This is a genomic window from uncultured Neglectibacter sp. (assembly GCA_937958185.1).
Classification (GTDB): Bacteria; Bacillota; Clostridia; order Oscillospirales; family Acutalibacteraceae; genus Acutalibacter.
In genome coordinates this window covers 19,510-33,367 of sequence record CALFFN010000003.1, presented here as the reverse complement: position 1 = coordinate 33,367, position 13,858 = coordinate 19,510, and the positions used below count along the sequence as shown (strand labels likewise).

The following is a 13,858-nucleotide window of genomic DNA, read 5'->3' as shown; positions in this document are numbered from 1 at the left end:
CATGGCAGAGAAAAAAATGCCCTATTATAACCGTGAACTGAGCTGGATGGACTTTAACGCCCGCGTGCTGGAGGAAGCCACGAAAAAGGAAAACCCTTTGATGGAGCGGCTGCGCTTTCTGGCAATTACCGGCTCAAATCTTGATGAATTTTTCATGGTGCGCGTTGCCGGAGTAAAGGCTCAGGTAAGCGCGAACCACAAACCCAAGGAGAGCTTTGACCTTTCCCCTGCCGAGCTGTTGCAGGAGCTGGAAGAAAAGACACATAAATTTATGGAGAAGCAGTATTCCTGCCTGCACCGCTCCATTGTTCCGGCGCTGCGCCAGCAGGGGATCCGTTTTCTGACCTGTGAGGAAATGAACCCCGAGCAGCTTTCTTATCTTTCCGAATATTTCAACCGGGTGCTGTTCCCCGTTCTCACCCCTTTGGCGGTAGACGGCAGCCGTCCGTTCCCTCTGCTTGCCAACAAATCGCTGAATATTGCCGTCTACCTGAAAAGTAAGGAGCACAAGGAAGACGAAAAGTTCTTTGCCATCGTGCAGGTGCCCTCCATTCTTCCCCGTTTTCTGGAGCTGCCCTCTCAGGACGGCAGGGTATTCACCCTGCTGGAAGACGTCATCACCTATAAGCTGGCAGATTTATTTGAGCTTCATGAGATCAAGGCTTCCTGCCCCTTCCGCATTACCAGAGACTCCGATCTGGAAATCGACGAAGAAGCGGAAGATTTCATGAGCGAGGTAAAAAAATCCATCAAACGGCGGAAACGCGGTCGTCCTGTGCGGTTGGAGCTGCTGCAGAAATGCGACAAAAACATTCGCAGCTTCCTCATTGATATGCTGAAAATCAAGAAGAATGAGATTTATCAGCTACCCGGTCCCCTTGATTTGACTTTCTTCTCCAAATTTGCAGGAGTGGACGGGTTTGAGAATCTCTGCTTCCAGCCCATTCGCCCGGTAGCGCCTGCGGATTTCTGGGGCTACGACGACATTTTTGAAGCCATTCGGGAAAAGGACAGAATGGTGCACCACCCCTACGAAAGCTTCGACTGCGTGGTACAGTTTATCGAGCGCGCCGCACAGGACGAAAATGTACTCGCCATCAAGCAGACGTTGTACCGTGTCAGTGGAAATTCGCCCATTGTTGCGGCGCTGATCAAAGCGGCGGAAAACGGGAAGCAGGTCACGGTGCTGGTAGAGCTGAAGGCCCGTTTTGATGAGGAGAATAATATCAACTGGGCAACCAAGCTGGAAAAAGCCGGGTGCCATGTCATTTACGGTCTCCACGGCTTAAAGACCCATTGCAAAATTGCGCTGGTGGTACGGCAGGAAGAGGACGGCATTCGGCGTTATCTCCATCTGGGCACCGGCAACTACAACGACTCTACCGCCAAAATCTACACCGATCTGGGAATGTTCACCTGCAACGATCAATATGGCGCAGACGCGTCTTCCCTGTTCAACGTGATCACCGGGTATTCCCGCCCGCCGGAGTACAGCCACTTTGTGGTCGCCCCTCACGGAATGCGGAATTTCTTTGTCCGCATGATAAAGGCGGAGACCGTCAACGCCCGGCAGGGGCTGCCCTGCGGCATCACCGCAAAGGTCAACTCCCTGGTGGACCCGGAAATTATCGGCTTGCTGTATGAGGCGTCCCAGGCAGGCGTACCCGTCAAGCTGGTGGTGCGCGGCATTTGCTGCCTGATCCCCGGCTTGGAGGGAATCAGCGAAAATATCAGCGTAATCAGCATTGTAGGGCAGCTTTTGGAGCACAGCCGTATTTTTCGGTTTGAAAACGCCGGAATGCCAAAAATTTATTTGGGCAGCGCCGACTGGATGCCCCGTAATCTGGACAGGCGTATCGAGCTTGTGTTCCCGGTGGAGGACCCCGATTTGAAAGAACGGGCTTTCGGCATTTTGGAGACCCTCCTGAACGATAATACCAATGCCAGGAGCATGTCTTCCGACACCAGCTACCACCATGTCAACCGGCGCGGCAGACCTGCGTTCAGCAGCCAGCTGGCATTCTATCAGCAGGCAAAGGCACGGCTTGCGGAATTAAAGCCGGAAATCAACGATAGCCCGCTGATCCCCATTCATTCTGCGGAGGAAACGGATACCCGGTAACAGGTATTCTGTTCTGCGATATTTTTCAAAATCAGGAAGGAGCAAACAGTATGAAAAGAGTAGGTATTCTCACCAGTGGCGGAGATTGTCAAGGTCTGAACGCTGCGATCCGCGGCGTCGCCAAGGGACTGTATGAGGAGTTCGGCGACAATGTGGAAATCTACGGCATCAAGGACGGCTACAAGGGGCTGATTTTCGGCGAGTACACGCTGATGAAGGAGTCGGACTTCTCCGGCATTCTCACTTTGGGCGGCACCCTGCTGGGCACTTCCCGCCAGCCCTTTAAGACCATGCGGGTCATCGACGAAACCAGTGTTGACAAAGTCAAGTCCATGAAAGACAACTACAAGAAAATGAAGCTGGACTGTCTGGTGATCCTGGGCGGAAACGGCACCCAAAAAACCGCCAACCTGCTGCGGGAGGAAGGGTTGAACGTCATTCACCTGCCCAAAACCATCGACAACGACATCTGGGGCACGGATATCACCTTTGGCTTTCACAGCGCTGTGGAGATCGCCACCAATGTCATCGACTGCATTCACACCACCGCCACCTCTCACGGGCGCATCTTTATCGTGGAGGTTATGGGACACAAGGTAGGCTGGCTGACGCTGTCTGCCGGTATTGCCGGCGGCGCAGACGTGATCCTGCTGCCCGAAATCCCCTATGACATCAATAAAATCGCCAAAACCCTGAACAACCGCATTGAAAAGGGAAAGAAGTTCTCCATTTTGGCAGTTGCCGAAGGCGCTATCTCCAAGGAAGAAGCTGCCCTGTCCAAAAAAGAGTTCAAAAAAGCCAGAGCCGATTTCAAGCACCCCTCTATCGTTTACCGCATTGCAGAGGAATTGCAGGAGAAAATCGACAACGAAATTCGCGTGTGCGTTCCCGGTCATTTCCAGCGCGGCGGCAGCCCCTGTGCTTATGACCGCGTGCTGTGTACCCGGCTGGGCGCTACGGCGGCGCGCTTCATCAAAGAAAAACGCTTCGGCGTCATGGTGGGCGTTGTAAACGGGGAAACCGTTCCCGTTCCGCTGCAGGACGTTGCCGGCAAGCTGAAGGCTGTTCCTGTGGATTGCAGTGAAATTCAGGCAGCACGGCAGATCGGCATCAGCTTCGGCGATTGAGAAACGCACTCCCAATAAAAGACAAAGTATCAGGAGGATACATCATGAAATTTTCAGTAAGTATCTACAGCTTTTTCAAGGCGATCCGCAAGGGTGAGCTGACCCCGATGGAGTGTATCGCCAAGGCAAAGGAGCTGGGCTTTGATGCTATCGAAGTCGTAGACTTTGTAAACGTGGACTGTCCCCCGGAGGAAATGCCCCAGCGCGCAAAGGAAATCCGGGCACAAGCCGACAAATACGGTCTGGAAATCTCCTCTGTGGCGATCGGCGCGGATTTCCTGAACGGTTCCGACGGCGACACCGCAAAGGAAGTAGAACGCGTGAAGCGCTACGTGGATTTCACAGCAGCTTTGGGCGCGCCCAGAATGCGCCATGACGTTACCCAGGGCTTTTTGAAGGATTCCGGCAAAAGCGGCAGCTATGACAGCGTGATCCCCGCTTTAGTCGCGCCCATTCGAGAGGTCGCGGAATACGCCGCCGCCAAAGGTGTGATGACCATGACGGAGAACCACGGCTTTTTCTCTCAGGATTCCGAGCGTGTGGAAAAGCTTTACAACGAGGTAAATCACCCGAACTTTGCCCTGCTCTGCGATATGGGCAATTTTATGTGCGCCGATGAAGACCCCGCTATGGCTGTAGCACGGGTCGCACCGTATGTAAAATACGTCCATGCCAAGGATTTTGTTTGGAAGAGCTTTTATGACGCCGACCCTGGCGAAGGCTCCTTCCGCACCAGAGCAGGCAACTTCCTGCGGGGCACTATCATTGGACACGGCAACGTGCCCGTGAAGCAGTGCTTACACACCTTAAAGGCTGCCGGATATGACGACACCATCGCCATTGAGTTTGAAGGCATGGAAGAGCCTGTGGAGGCGCTGCGCATTGGGCTTGCTAATTTGAAGCGCTACTGGGACGAAGCGTAATTTTCCACACATATTTTAAGGAAGAAGGCAGCTACAGCTTATGTCTTTACAGGAGACCTTTCTCGATTTAGTTTCATACAGCACAGGTTCAGATGAAACCACTCATACCACCCCCAGCACCCCCGGGCAGAAGGCTTTAGGTGCGCACATTGTAGAGCGCATGAAAGCCATCGGCATGGAAGACGCTTATATGGACGACATGGGCTATGTGTACGGCACCATTCCCGCCACGGAACCCCGAAAAAACACCATTGGTTTCATCGCCCATATGGATACCTACGGAGGGGTCAGCGGAGAAAATATCCGCCCGCAGATCGTCAAAAACTATGACGGCGAAGTGATTCCTCTGGGCAGCAGCGGTTTGACCCTTTCCCCTGCCGAATTTCCCGCTCTGGAAAAGCATATAGGAAAAACGCTTATCACCACCGACGGCACTACTCTGCTGGGTGGAGACGATAAGGCGGGGATTGCGGAGATTTTATGTGCCGCGGAGGAAATCATTCGGGAAAAGAAACCCCACGGTACCGTAAAATTGGGCTTTACCCCCGATGAGGAAATCGGAGAGGGCGCCGATCATTTCGACGTTGCAGGATTTGGCTGCGACTATGCCTACACGATAGACGGCGGTGCGTTGGGCGGTCTGGATTATGAAAACTTCAATGCCGCGTCCGCTGTGGTCGAGTTTTCGGGCAAAAGCACCCACACCGGGGGCGCGAAAGGAAAAATGATAAATGCCTCTTCCATTGCGCTGGAGTATTGTGCCCTGCTGCCCAAAAATGCCGTGCCGGAATGCACGGAGGGATATGAGGGATTTTTCCATCTGGACAGCATGCAGGGCGAGGTAGAGCATGCTGTGCTGAAATTCCTGATTCGTGACCACGACAAGGAATGTTTTCAGGACAAAAAGGATCTGATGGAGCAGGCTGCTGCCTATTTGAATGTAAAATATCCTTCTCACCCGGTATCTATCTCTATCCACGATTCCTACTATAATATGAAAGAGCAGATCGCGCCTCACATGGAGATCATTGAATCCATGGAAAAAGCCATGCGTGAAAACGGCGTGGAGCCATACAGCACGGCGGTGCGCGGCGGCACGGACGGAGCTACCCTGTCTTTCATGGGTCTCCCCTGCCCCAATATCTGCACTGGCGGAGGAAATGCCCACAGCAAGCAGGAATATGTGGTGCTGGAGGACATGGAAATAATCAAAAATATTATCAAAACCGCGGTCTGCCAGGCAGAATAAGCGGAGAAAGGAAACTGTATGCTGCGTTTTGGCACAGTCGGCTCCGGCTGGATCACTGATGAATACATTCACGGCGCAAAGGACAGCGGGTTATGGGAGCTGACTGCCGTCTATTCCCGCACTGAAGCGCGGGGAAGGGAATATGCCGCAAAGCATGGAGCGAAATCCGTTTTCACAGACCTTGCGGAAATGGCGTCTTCCCCCGAGCTTGACGCTGTGTATGTGGCAAGCCCAAACGCGTTCCACTATGAGCAATGCAAGCTTTTTTTGCAGCACGGGAAGCACGTAATCTGTGAAAAGCCCTTGTGCGCCCAGGCGGAAAAAGTGCGGGAGCTGCAGAAAATTGCCGAGGAGCGCCGTGTGATTTTTCTGGAAGCCATTATGTTTCTCCATCTCCCCCAAAGAAAAATCCTGGAAGACGCATTGAAAACGATTGGCCCTATTTCCCTTGTCAAGCTGGATTTCTGCCAGCGTTCTTCCAAGCTGGACTCCTATCTTTCCGGCGAGCTGCCCAATATTTTCAATCCGGCGCTGGAAACAGGGGCTTTGATGGACTTGGGCGTTTACTGTGTTTATCCCGCTTTGGCGCTGTTTGGAAAGCCGGAAAGCGTCCACGCCGATATGCTGCCCACCCGCAGCGGACTGGACGGCAGCGGTATCGTTACCCTGCGTTATCCAGATAAGCTGGTAACGCTGACCTATTCCAAGCTGGGGCAGGCTGGCGCAAACAGTGATTTCCAGGGCATGGAGGGCACTGTGCGGGTGGATTCCATTTCCAGGCTGGCGGGAATTTCCCTCTGGCACAAGGACAAGACCGTGGAAAGCCTGTACGGCGACACGGACGAAAAATTCCAGCTCATGGGCTGGGAAGCAAAGGATCTCTACCGCTATATTACCGAGCCGGAAGCTTCCCGCGCTGAGTATCAGCGGTGCATGGAACTGAGCGTCATGGTCTCCGAGTACATGGAAGAACTGCGCAGGCAGATGGACATTCATTTCCCCAGCGACACTGATTAAGTTTCTTTTCTTTCCAAATAAAAGAGCCCTTCAGGAAATTACGCCTGAAGGGCTTTTTCTTATTGCCGCCGCATTTTAGCCGTCGCAAAGTCTGTATTTTTTGAAAATAACATTTTACTGGTTTTGATCCCGGGTTCACTCCACAAAAATAAAATCCTGTATCTTTCCGAAAATCTTTTCGCCGATCCCGCTGACCTCCATCACTTCTTCAATCTCCTGAAAATCGCCGTATTCCCCGCGATATTTTAGGATACGCTCCGCCAACACAGGTCCAATACCGGGCAGCTTTTCCAGCTCCTCTTTGCCGGCATGGTTCAGGTCTATGCTCTTTTCCACCAGAATTTCCTGTATCCCGCCGGTCTCTGATTCCAAAAGCCCTTCAGGCTCGGAAGTAGACGCTGCTTCAACGGCGGAAGAAGCCGCTGTTTCTCCGCGGCTTTCAGTCTCCAAAGCACTGGACACCACATAAATGTTCATGGGCTGGTCGGAGTAAAATCCCACCATTGCCATAGCTGCCAGAACAAAGGCAATCAATACCAGCAGAACATAGATTTTATTGGCTTCCTTTTCCAGAGAAGTTTTTTCTGAATGCCCCATGACAAGCGATCCCCTTTTTGCTTCATTTAGGAAGGCTTCCGCAATTTGCGCAGGAACTCTGTAAAATAGTCGGGCAGCGGCGCTTCAAATTCCAAATACTCTCCTGTGCGGGGGTGAACAAAACCAATCAATCCGGCATGGAGACACTGCCCATGGAGAAAGGAGATCACTTTTTTCGGTCCATATACCGGGTCGCCTGCCACGGGGTGCCCAATGGACGCCATATGCACCCGAATCTGGTGGGTCCTCCCCGTTTCCAGCCGGAGCTTCAACTGGGTAAAGCCGTCGAAACGCTCCACCACCTCATAATGGGTGACGGCGTTCCTGGCGGAAGGAGAATCCAGCAGAACTGCCATTTTCTTCCGTTCTACCGGGTGGCGGCCAATGGGCTTATCCACTTTGCCGGAGTTCTCCTTTACATTGCCATACACCACGGCGCTGTATTCCCTGGTAAAGCTATGCGCTTGAATCTGTTCAGCCAGACGCACATGGGAAAAATCGTTTTTTGCCACAATAAGCAGTCCGCTGGTATCCTTGTCGATACGGTGGACAATGCCCGGGCGGGCAACGCCGTTAATGCCGGAAAGAGAATCGCCGCAATGATACAGCAGAGCGTTCACCAGCGTTTTATCTGGATTCCCGGGAGCCGGGTGCACTACCATGCCCTTTGGCTTATTGACCACCAGCAAATCTTCATCTTCATAGACGATTTCAAGCGGTATCTGTTCCGGCGCAATATCCAGCGGGCGCACCTCCGGCAAAACGACCTCTACCTTGTCTCCGGGAGACAGCTTGGCGCTTTTTGACAACACCTTTCCCTCACAGGTCACCATGCCGCCGGCAATCAGATTCTGCACGGCAGAACGGGTCATATCCTCCATACAATCTGAAAGCCATTTGTCCAGCCGCACTCCGGCTGTTTCCACAAGAAAGGTCAGTTCCTCATTCATTCCTGCTTCTCCAGGGCTTCCGGCACGTCCGTTTCCGTTCGTTTCTCCCTGACGGAAATCAGGACAACGTGTATGATGAACAGCACCGTTCCCATTGTGACGCAGCAGTCGGCAAAATTAAAAATGTAATCGAAAAACAGGACGTGAATGTAATCCACAACGAAGCCGTAAAAAATGCGATCCAGCAGGTTGCCGATCCCCCCCGCGATCAAAAGCGTCGACGCGGTATAGCTGAAAAAGGTATGGCTGCGGTAGCGGAACAGCAGCACCACGATCACGAGAAAAGCCGCCAAGGTAATAAGGATCAGGAGCCACATCATATTTTGGAACAGCCCAAAGGCTGCCCCGGTATTTTCGATATATGCCAGCTCCAACAGCCCATCAATAACTGTCACCGAGCCTGCGGGCTTCAAATCCCGCAGCACAAAATATTTGAGGATCTGGTCCGCTGCCAACAGCACGGCTGCGACTGCCAGACATATTCCGGCATACAAATTGTGATGGGCTTTCTTTTTCTGTTCCAAGAGATGTCCTTCCTTTTTTCCAATTTTGAGAGCTTTATGAAAACAGGCGCAAATTCTGGAAATTTGCGCCTGAAAGCTTACTTCTTACGCTTTTTCTTACCTAAATCCACATCTTCGCCAAATTCAAGATGACTAAAGTGGCTTTCTTTTTCCTGCTTTAGTGTTTCAGGAATGTTGCTATAGGTTTTCAGATCAATACCCACATCGGAGAGATCATCGTCCATAAAATCCTCGTCTTCCTCAGGAAACTGCTGTTCGGCGGAATAATCCACCTTATCGTGCAGGGAAGGCTTCCTCATGGGTTTTTTCTCTCCTCTGGGAGGGAGCGGCTGGGGCTTGCGCTGAGGTCGATCCTCCGCCATTTCCACCATGATGGGCTGACGAACCGGCTCCGGGCGGGTCGGCTCGGGCTGACGGACAGGCTCCGGCTGGCGAACCGGCGCTTCCATCGTCTTTGGCTGCGCGGCTACCGGCTCTGCGGGAGCAGACGCAGGCTCGACAGCTTTGGGCTCTTCCGCGACAGGTTCCTGCTCCGTGTGAGAAGCAGGCGCATCGTCTTCTCTGTCTTTCTGACGGAAATTCGGGATATGGTTGATATCCTCCAAATGCTTCTTATACATTTCCAAAAGGGAGTTGCGGAAAGCGGAAACCTGGCGTTTCATCTCTTCCAGCTCCTCTTTCTTTTCTTCGGTCTGTATCGTATATTCCTTTGCCGCCCTGACAGCTTCTGTCTTGGCGTTTTCCGTGATCTGACGGGCGCTGTCCCTTGCGTCCTGCAAGATGACCTCCGCCTTATCCTTGGCTTCCCGTACAGAATCCTTTGCCAGCTTTTGAGCGCTGAGGAGCACGTCCTTAATGCCGTCCTCGTCTTCCCGGTAGGACTCTACCTTTTTGGCAAGGATCGCCAGCTTTTCCTGAATCTCTGCATTTTTCGCGGAAAGCTCGGAATTTTGCACAGTCAGCTCCTGCGCGTGCTTCAAAGCGTTGTTGCGTTCGGTTTCCAGCTGCTGGAAAGAAGCGGCGACCTCGTCGATAAAATTATCCACGTCCTCCGGCTTATAGCCGGAAAAGCCCGCCTTTCCAAAGCTTACCTCATTGATTTCTTTTACGGTCAACATTCGGAAGTATCCCCCTTATTTGTATTTCCTGCACTGGATCGAGAGCCGCCCCTTTGCGGTCAGTGGACCCAATCTATCTATCAAAAACTTTCCATGCTTCCGCACTGATATTTTATCGCCCTCACAGACATGTTCGGAAACGGAAAGTATCTCTTTATGATTTTGCATCACCATACCGGCTGTGATAAGCCCTGCCGCCTTTTCCCTGCTCGTTCCGCAGAGAAACGCCACAAGGCAGTCGAGCCGCGGAGAAGCTATTACGCCGACTCGCTCCACAAACTCCCGAACGATCGGCAGCGGTTCTTCCGCGCCGGGAACGGCACGAACTCCAACGCGCCCGATCTTCCTTAAATTCTGAAGAAAATAAGCTTCCATTTCTTTGCGGAGAAACGCCACACAGCGCCCTTGTCCCACCAGGATGTCCCCAATGGTACTGCGCTCAACACCCAGCGCCATAAAAGAACCTAAAAAATCTCTGTGAGAAAGCGTATCCTCTTCTCGGAACAGAAAGGTGACCGGCGCCAGAGGAAAGCTTTCTGTACTTGCTTCCAGATAATCTGGAAACAAGCCTAAAATCTTTCGCTCCGCTTCTTCATAACCGCCCCAAAGCAGCCAGCGGGCATCTCGGGTCCGTTCCAGAGTTTCCCCGCACAGGGCAGCCTCGGTCTCGTCCAAAAAGCCCAGAAAATATGGACGCTTTTGGGAAAGTGTCAGACCATTTTTCAACTTTGCAAAAAGAAGCGCGTCAGACCCTTTTTCCATAAATCAAAAATAAATGCCGCTGCTTTCCAGCTCGTCCAACACATCGTCGCCCATCAAATCTACATTATAGGGGGTAACGATAACGATATTGGAGGCAATGGGCTTCAGCTTGCCGTTGTTGGCATAGGCAACGCCGCTTAAAAAGTCCACAATACGGCGGGAAGCCTCTTTATCGGTCTTTTCCAGATTCAGCACCACTGTATGTCTCTTGAGCAGCTCATCGGCAATATTTCTGGTTTCCTCTCCAAAAGAGGTGGGCTTGAAGACCACCATTTGCAGTTGTGACTTGGCGTTGAAATTTACGACCTTGTTCTCCCGTGGGTCCATACGGGACGCAAAGGAGGCATAGGAAGATGAGCGGCGGGGTTCCTCATACCCTTCTTCCTCGTCATCCTCATCATAATAATCCTCGTATTCATCGTCCGGCGGCTTAATCATTCTCTGAAATTTGTCGCGCAAACTAGACATTTGCTTTCACCATCCCTATCAATGTTTTTCCCTTTTCCCAAACAACGCAGAACCGATACGCACCATAGTGGCGCCGCACTCGATCGCCGCAGAAAAGTCAGAAGACATTCCCATGGACAGACAATCCATAGGTACATTATCCAATTTTTTTGCCGCTATGTCAACATAATATTGTCTCATGGAAGAAAAATACTGAAAAAATTTCGGTGTATTCCTGCAGTCCGGCGGAATTGTCATCAGTCCACGGACCGTTAAACCGGGAAATTCTCTGACTTCGTCGATAAATTCCGGCAGCGCCTCAGGCAAAATTCCTCCCTTGCTCTCTTCCCTGCCAATATTTACCTCTACCAGTACGTCCATATGGGTCTGTTCCCGCGCACAGAGCCGGGAAATTTCCCGCGCCAGCTTTAAGCTGTCCACCGATTGAATGCAGCTGACCTTGTGAAGCAGGTATTTTACCTTATTGGTTTGCAGCCTACCGATAAACTGCACATCGCAGCCTTCCTTTTGCAGTCCGTCATATTTTTCCAGAAGCTCCTGCACACGGTTTTCGCCGATACAGGAAATCCCGTTTTCAATCGCATGGTTTATCACTTCCAGCGGAACAGTTTTTGTGGCGGCAAGCAGAGTGATGTCTTCCGCCTTCCGTCCAGACTTGTCCGCAGCCCTCGCGATCTGCTCAGAAATCTCCCGGAAATTTTCATCAAATGCCGCGCAGCGGTCACTGTACAGGCTTTCCGTCATAGAGATCAGTCCCTTCCACTACCACGTTATCGTAAAGCTGAATGGTCGCTTCCGTAACCAGCGCTTCCTGCTCCTCGTCGCTCAGTTCCGTCTTGCAGATAGCGTAGCCGTTTACCGTCTTGTCGGTAAACACCTGAACAAATTCCAGCTGGCGACCATTCTGCACATACACGCCTTTTACATTTTCCGCCACCTTTTCCACAGGATTCCCTTCCTCGTCATATTCCGTATAGGTCACGTCGGAGAACCGCAGCGCCCGTTCGCTGACCAGCACGCCGGAATACGTGTGAACATTGACCTGTACCGTCTCATTTCGGACGGAAGCGATATCGGAATCCATATAGGAGCACTCAAAAACCACAGCGGTATCCCCTGTTTCGGAATCCCTGTTCTTGGCAACTACAGTAGCGGGAATGGTCTCCGTGCTGGCAAGGGGGATATCCAGGGAAACCTCCTCTACGTCTTCAAACCGCCAGATGTTTTCTTCCGAAAACACACAGACGAGATACCAGTTGAAGTCGGAACAGATTTTCCCCACGGAAGACCCCAGACCCGTCCCCCTTTCCCTGCCCAGCAGGTCCCGTACCGTTTTTGGCGTGATTTCCCGAATGTGAGAAACATCCACTACATTTTCAAAGCCGTCGGTGCTGCTGATAAAATATCCGGCAGCCGGAGCGGTAATGCTGTTTATAGTTTGTCCGGCAGCCAGGGAAAGCTGCTCTTTCTCCTCTTCCAGCAGCTGTATCCGCAGCAGATAATCCTCTGAGCTTTCTTCCCCGGTGATCAGCTGTTTGCGGTTTAGCACCGTTTGCAGGTTTTCTTTCAAAGAAGAGATTTCTGAAAAATTGTTATTTCTGGTCTCAGAAAAAATCTGCCCAATGGCGGAATAAATCTGCGTGCTGATCATGGACGGGTTGGCGGCAAAGAAATCCGCCGGCTTGGAAAGCACCTGCAAATTGGCAATTTCCCGATCGATCCTGTCAATTTTCCCCTGCGCCGCGGCATCGTTTTCGCTGGCAAAGATATCGGCGATCACACCGCCCTGGGAAACCCGTGTACCGTCTGCCACACGATAGGTCAAAACGCCGTTATAGGTGTCGGTGATGACCCGTTCGTCCCGAATGGCAAAGCCACGCGCCTGTAAGGTATCGGAAACCGTTCCATACATGGCGGTTTCGGTTACAATGCCTTTATGATTGGAGAGATACACCTGATAGCCCACATAGATCAATAACAGAAAGGTGAGCAGCGCCGCCGCCAGAGTCTGTATTTTTTTACTGTTCATTTACGCTGTCCCCTTTCTTCAAAAATGTTTCTACCAGCCGGACGCCTTCCTGCAGCAGCATTTCCGGGGCTTCAAAATCATCCTGATACAGGAAAATGACGTCCTGCTCCCGGCGGAACCAGGTAATCTGCCGTTTGGCATACCGCCTGCTTTCCCGCTTGATATTTTCCACGGCTTCTTCCAGAGAGACCTGATGGTCAAAATAAGGGAATAATTCCTTATAGCCTATCGCCTGCGCTGCCGTCGCGGGAACGCCGTTTTCCCTGCAATAGTGAAAAAACTTCTCCGCTTCTTCCAGCAGCCCAAGCCCCAGCATTTTATCTACCCTGCTGTCGATGCGGGCATAAAGCTTTTCGCGGTCCCGAAAGGAAATGCAAAGCATCAGGGCACGATAGGGTGATTCCGCCATATGGGAACGCCTTGCCTGCTCGGAGAACGGTTCTCCCGTTAGCTTGCAGTATTCCAGCGCCCGCACCACCCGCTTCACATTGTGGGGGTGTATCTGCCCCGCTGCTATAGGGTCAAGGCGCTGCAGTTCTTCATATAGAACGCCGATCCCCTCGCTTTCCGCTTTTTGCAGCAGATTTTGGCGCAGGTCGTCATCGCGGCAATTTTCTTCAAAGGAGAACCCCCGCAGGAGCGACCGGGCATACAGCCCGGTCCCGCCCACCAGAATGGGCAGGTTCCCTTTGAAAGAAATGTCCCGTATCGTTCTGCCTGCCAGCTCTACATAGTCCGACACGCTGAAGGGGACGTTCCAGTCTAAAAAAGAAATCAAATGGTGGGGCGCCTGCGACAGTTCTTCGGCGGTAGGCTGCGCCGTACCGATGGGCAGGTCACGATAGACCTGCATAGAGTCACAGGAAACGATCTCCCCGGAAAAACGTTTGGCAAGCCCGATCCCAAAGGCAGTCTTTCCGGCGGCGGTGGGACCTGTCACAGCCACGACAGGGATTTTTTTCTCCATAGCCG

Annotated in this window: 14 protein-coding genes; 5 read left to right on the top strand and 9 right to left on the bottom strand. The window is 52.2% G+C overall.

Annotated features, from left to right (window positions below):
• Position 1 precedes the first annotated feature (1 nt).
• Genes AB8996_RS00295 through AB8996_RS00275 form a run of 5 tightly spaced genes read left to right on the top strand, consistent with a single transcriptional unit; the run spans position 2 to position 6,438 of the window.
• Positions 2 to 2,122: an RNA degradosome polyphosphate kinase gene (locus tag AB8996_RS00295; RefSeq protein ID WP_369296971.1), complete on the top strand. Its 2,121-nt coding sequence runs from the start codon at positions 2 to 4 to the stop codon at positions 2,120 to 2,122.
• 50 nt (positions 2,123 to 2,172) lie between these two features.
• Positions 2,173 to 3,249 carry a 6-phosphofructokinase gene (locus AB8996_RS00290; RefSeq protein ID WP_369296970.1) on the top strand — a complete coding sequence of 359 codons (1,077 nt, stop codon included), beginning with the start codon at positions 2,173 to 2,175 and terminating at the stop codon, positions 3,247 to 3,249.
• A 44-nt stretch (positions 3,250 to 3,293) separates the two neighbouring features.
• Positions 3,294 to 4,172 (top strand): sugar phosphate isomerase/epimerase family protein, encoded by an 879-nt coding sequence (locus AB8996_RS00285; RefSeq protein WP_369296969.1) that lies wholly within the window; start codon positions 3,294 to 3,296, stop codon positions 4,170 to 4,172.
• A 40-nt stretch (positions 4,173 to 4,212) separates the two neighbouring features.
• The gene (gene pepT, locus AB8996_RS00280) at positions 4,213 to 5,421 is read left to right on the top strand and encodes a peptidase T (RefSeq protein ID WP_369296968.1); all 1,209 of its coding nucleotides are present in this window, start codon (positions 4,213 to 4,215) and stop codon (positions 5,419 to 5,421) included.
• Positions 5,422 to 5,439: 18 nt separating this feature from the next.
• The gene (locus AB8996_RS00275; protein ID WP_369296967.1) at positions 5,440 to 6,438 is read left to right on the top strand and encodes a Gfo/Idh/MocA family protein; all 999 of its coding nucleotides are present in this window, start codon (positions 5,440 to 5,442) and stop codon (positions 6,436 to 6,438) included.
• A gap of 135 nt (positions 6,439 to 6,573) precedes the next feature.
• Here AB8996_RS00275 and AB8996_RS00270 read toward each other — a convergent pair whose 3' ends face one another.
• From AB8996_RS00270 to miaA, 9 genes are all read right to left on the bottom strand, one after another.
• Positions 6,574 to 7,035, bottom strand: coding sequence for a ComEA family DNA-binding protein (locus tag AB8996_RS00270; RefSeq protein WP_369296966.1), 462 nt, complete (start codon positions 7,033 to 7,035; stop codon positions 6,574 to 6,576).
• A 26-nt stretch (positions 7,036 to 7,061) separates the two neighbouring features.
• Positions 7,062 to 7,985, bottom strand: a complete 924-nt coding sequence (locus AB8996_RS00265) for an RluA family pseudouridine synthase (protein WP_369296965.1) — start codon at positions 7,983 to 7,985, stop codon at positions 7,062 to 7,064.
• Positions 7,982 to 8,509, bottom strand: a complete 528-nt coding sequence (gene lspA, locus AB8996_RS00260) for a signal peptidase II (protein ID WP_369296964.1) — start codon at positions 8,507 to 8,509, stop codon at positions 7,982 to 7,984. Before lspA ends, AB8996_RS00265 begins: the two co-directional genes overlap by 4 nt.
• Before the next feature lie 77 nt (positions 8,510 to 8,586).
• Entirely contained in the window at positions 8,587 to 9,627 is a 1,041-nt protein-coding gene (locus AB8996_RS00255; RefSeq protein WP_369296963.1) for a DivIVA domain-containing protein, read from the bottom strand.
• Positions 9,628 to 9,642: 15 nt separating this feature from the next.
• Positions 9,643 to 10,389, bottom strand: a complete 747-nt coding sequence (locus AB8996_RS00250) for a YlmH/Sll1252 family protein (RefSeq protein WP_369296962.1) — start codon at positions 10,387 to 10,389, stop codon at positions 9,643 to 9,645.
• A 3-nt stretch (positions 10,390 to 10,392) separates the two neighbouring features.
• Entirely contained in the window at positions 10,393 to 10,827 is a 435-nt protein-coding gene (locus tag AB8996_RS00245; RefSeq protein ID WP_369296961.1) for a cell division protein SepF, read from the bottom strand.
• 48 nt (positions 10,828 to 10,875) lie between these two features.
• A complete protein-coding gene (locus AB8996_RS00240) occupies positions 10,876 to 11,601 on the bottom strand; it encodes a YggS family pyridoxal phosphate-dependent enzyme (protein ID WP_369296960.1) in 726 nt (241 codons plus the stop codon).
• The gene (locus AB8996_RS00235) at positions 11,579 to 12,886 is read right to left on the bottom strand and encodes an HlyD family efflux transporter periplasmic adaptor subunit (protein ID WP_369296959.1); all 1,308 of its coding nucleotides are present in this window, start codon (positions 12,884 to 12,886) and stop codon (positions 11,579 to 11,581) included. The genes AB8996_RS00240 and AB8996_RS00235 overlap by 23 nt, the downstream gene beginning before the upstream one ends.
• Positions 12,876 to 13,853, bottom strand: a complete 978-nt coding sequence (gene miaA, locus AB8996_RS00230; RefSeq protein WP_369296958.1) for a tRNA (adenosine(37)-N6)-dimethylallyltransferase MiaA — start codon at positions 13,851 to 13,853, stop codon at positions 12,876 to 12,878. Before miaA ends, AB8996_RS00235 begins: the two co-directional genes overlap by 11 nt.
• Positions 13,854 to 13,858 lie beyond the last annotated feature (5 nt).

Excerpts from the sequence above, each read along its gene's own strand:
- AB8996_RS00295 (WP_369296971.1), top strand. The coding sequence starts at position 2 with ATGGCAGAGAAAAAAATGCCCTATTATAACCGTGAACTGAGCTGGATG.
- AB8996_RS00290 (WP_369296970.1), top strand. The coding sequence starts at position 2,173 with ATGAAAAGAGTAGGTATTCTCACCAGTGGCGGAGATTGTCAAGGTCTG.
- AB8996_RS00285 (WP_369296969.1), top strand. The coding sequence starts at position 3,294 with ATGAAATTTTCAGTAAGTATCTACAGCTTTTTCAAGGCGATCCGCAAG.
- pepT (WP_369296968.1), top strand. The coding sequence starts at position 4,213 with ATGTCTTTACAGGAGACCTTTCTCGATTTAGTTTCATACAGCACAGGT.
- AB8996_RS00275 (WP_369296967.1), top strand. The coding sequence starts at position 5,440 with ATGCTGCGTTTTGGCACAGTCGGCTCCGGCTGGATCACTGATGAATAC.
- AB8996_RS00270 (WP_369296966.1), bottom strand. The coding sequence starts at position 7,035 with ATGGGGCATTCAGAAAAAACTTCTCTGGAAAAGGAAGCCAATAAAATC.
- AB8996_RS00265 (WP_369296965.1), bottom strand. The coding sequence starts at position 7,985 with ATGAATGAGGAACTGACCTTTCTTGTGGAAACAGCCGGAGTGCGGCTG.
- AB8996_RS00255 (WP_369296963.1), bottom strand. The coding sequence starts at position 9,627 with ATGTTGACCGTAAAAGAAATCAATGAGGTAAGCTTTGGAAAGGCGGGC.
- AB8996_RS00250 (WP_369296962.1), bottom strand. The coding sequence starts at position 10,389 with ATGGAAAAAGGGTCTGACGCGCTTCTTTTTGCAAAGTTGAAAAATGGT.
- AB8996_RS00245 (WP_369296961.1), bottom strand. The coding sequence starts at position 10,827 with ATGATTAAGCCGCCGGACGATGAATACGAGGATTATTATGATGAGGAT.
- AB8996_RS00240 (WP_369296960.1), bottom strand. The coding sequence starts at position 11,601 with ATGACGGAAAGCCTGTACAGTGACCGCTGCGCGGCATTTGATGAAAAT.
- AB8996_RS00235 (WP_369296959.1), bottom strand. The coding sequence starts at position 12,886 with ATGAACAGTAAAAAAATACAGACTCTGGCGGCGGCGCTGCTCACCTTT.
- miaA (WP_369296958.1), bottom strand. The coding sequence starts at position 13,853 with ATGGAGAAAAAAATCCCTGTCGTGGCTGTGACAGGTCCCACCGCCGCC.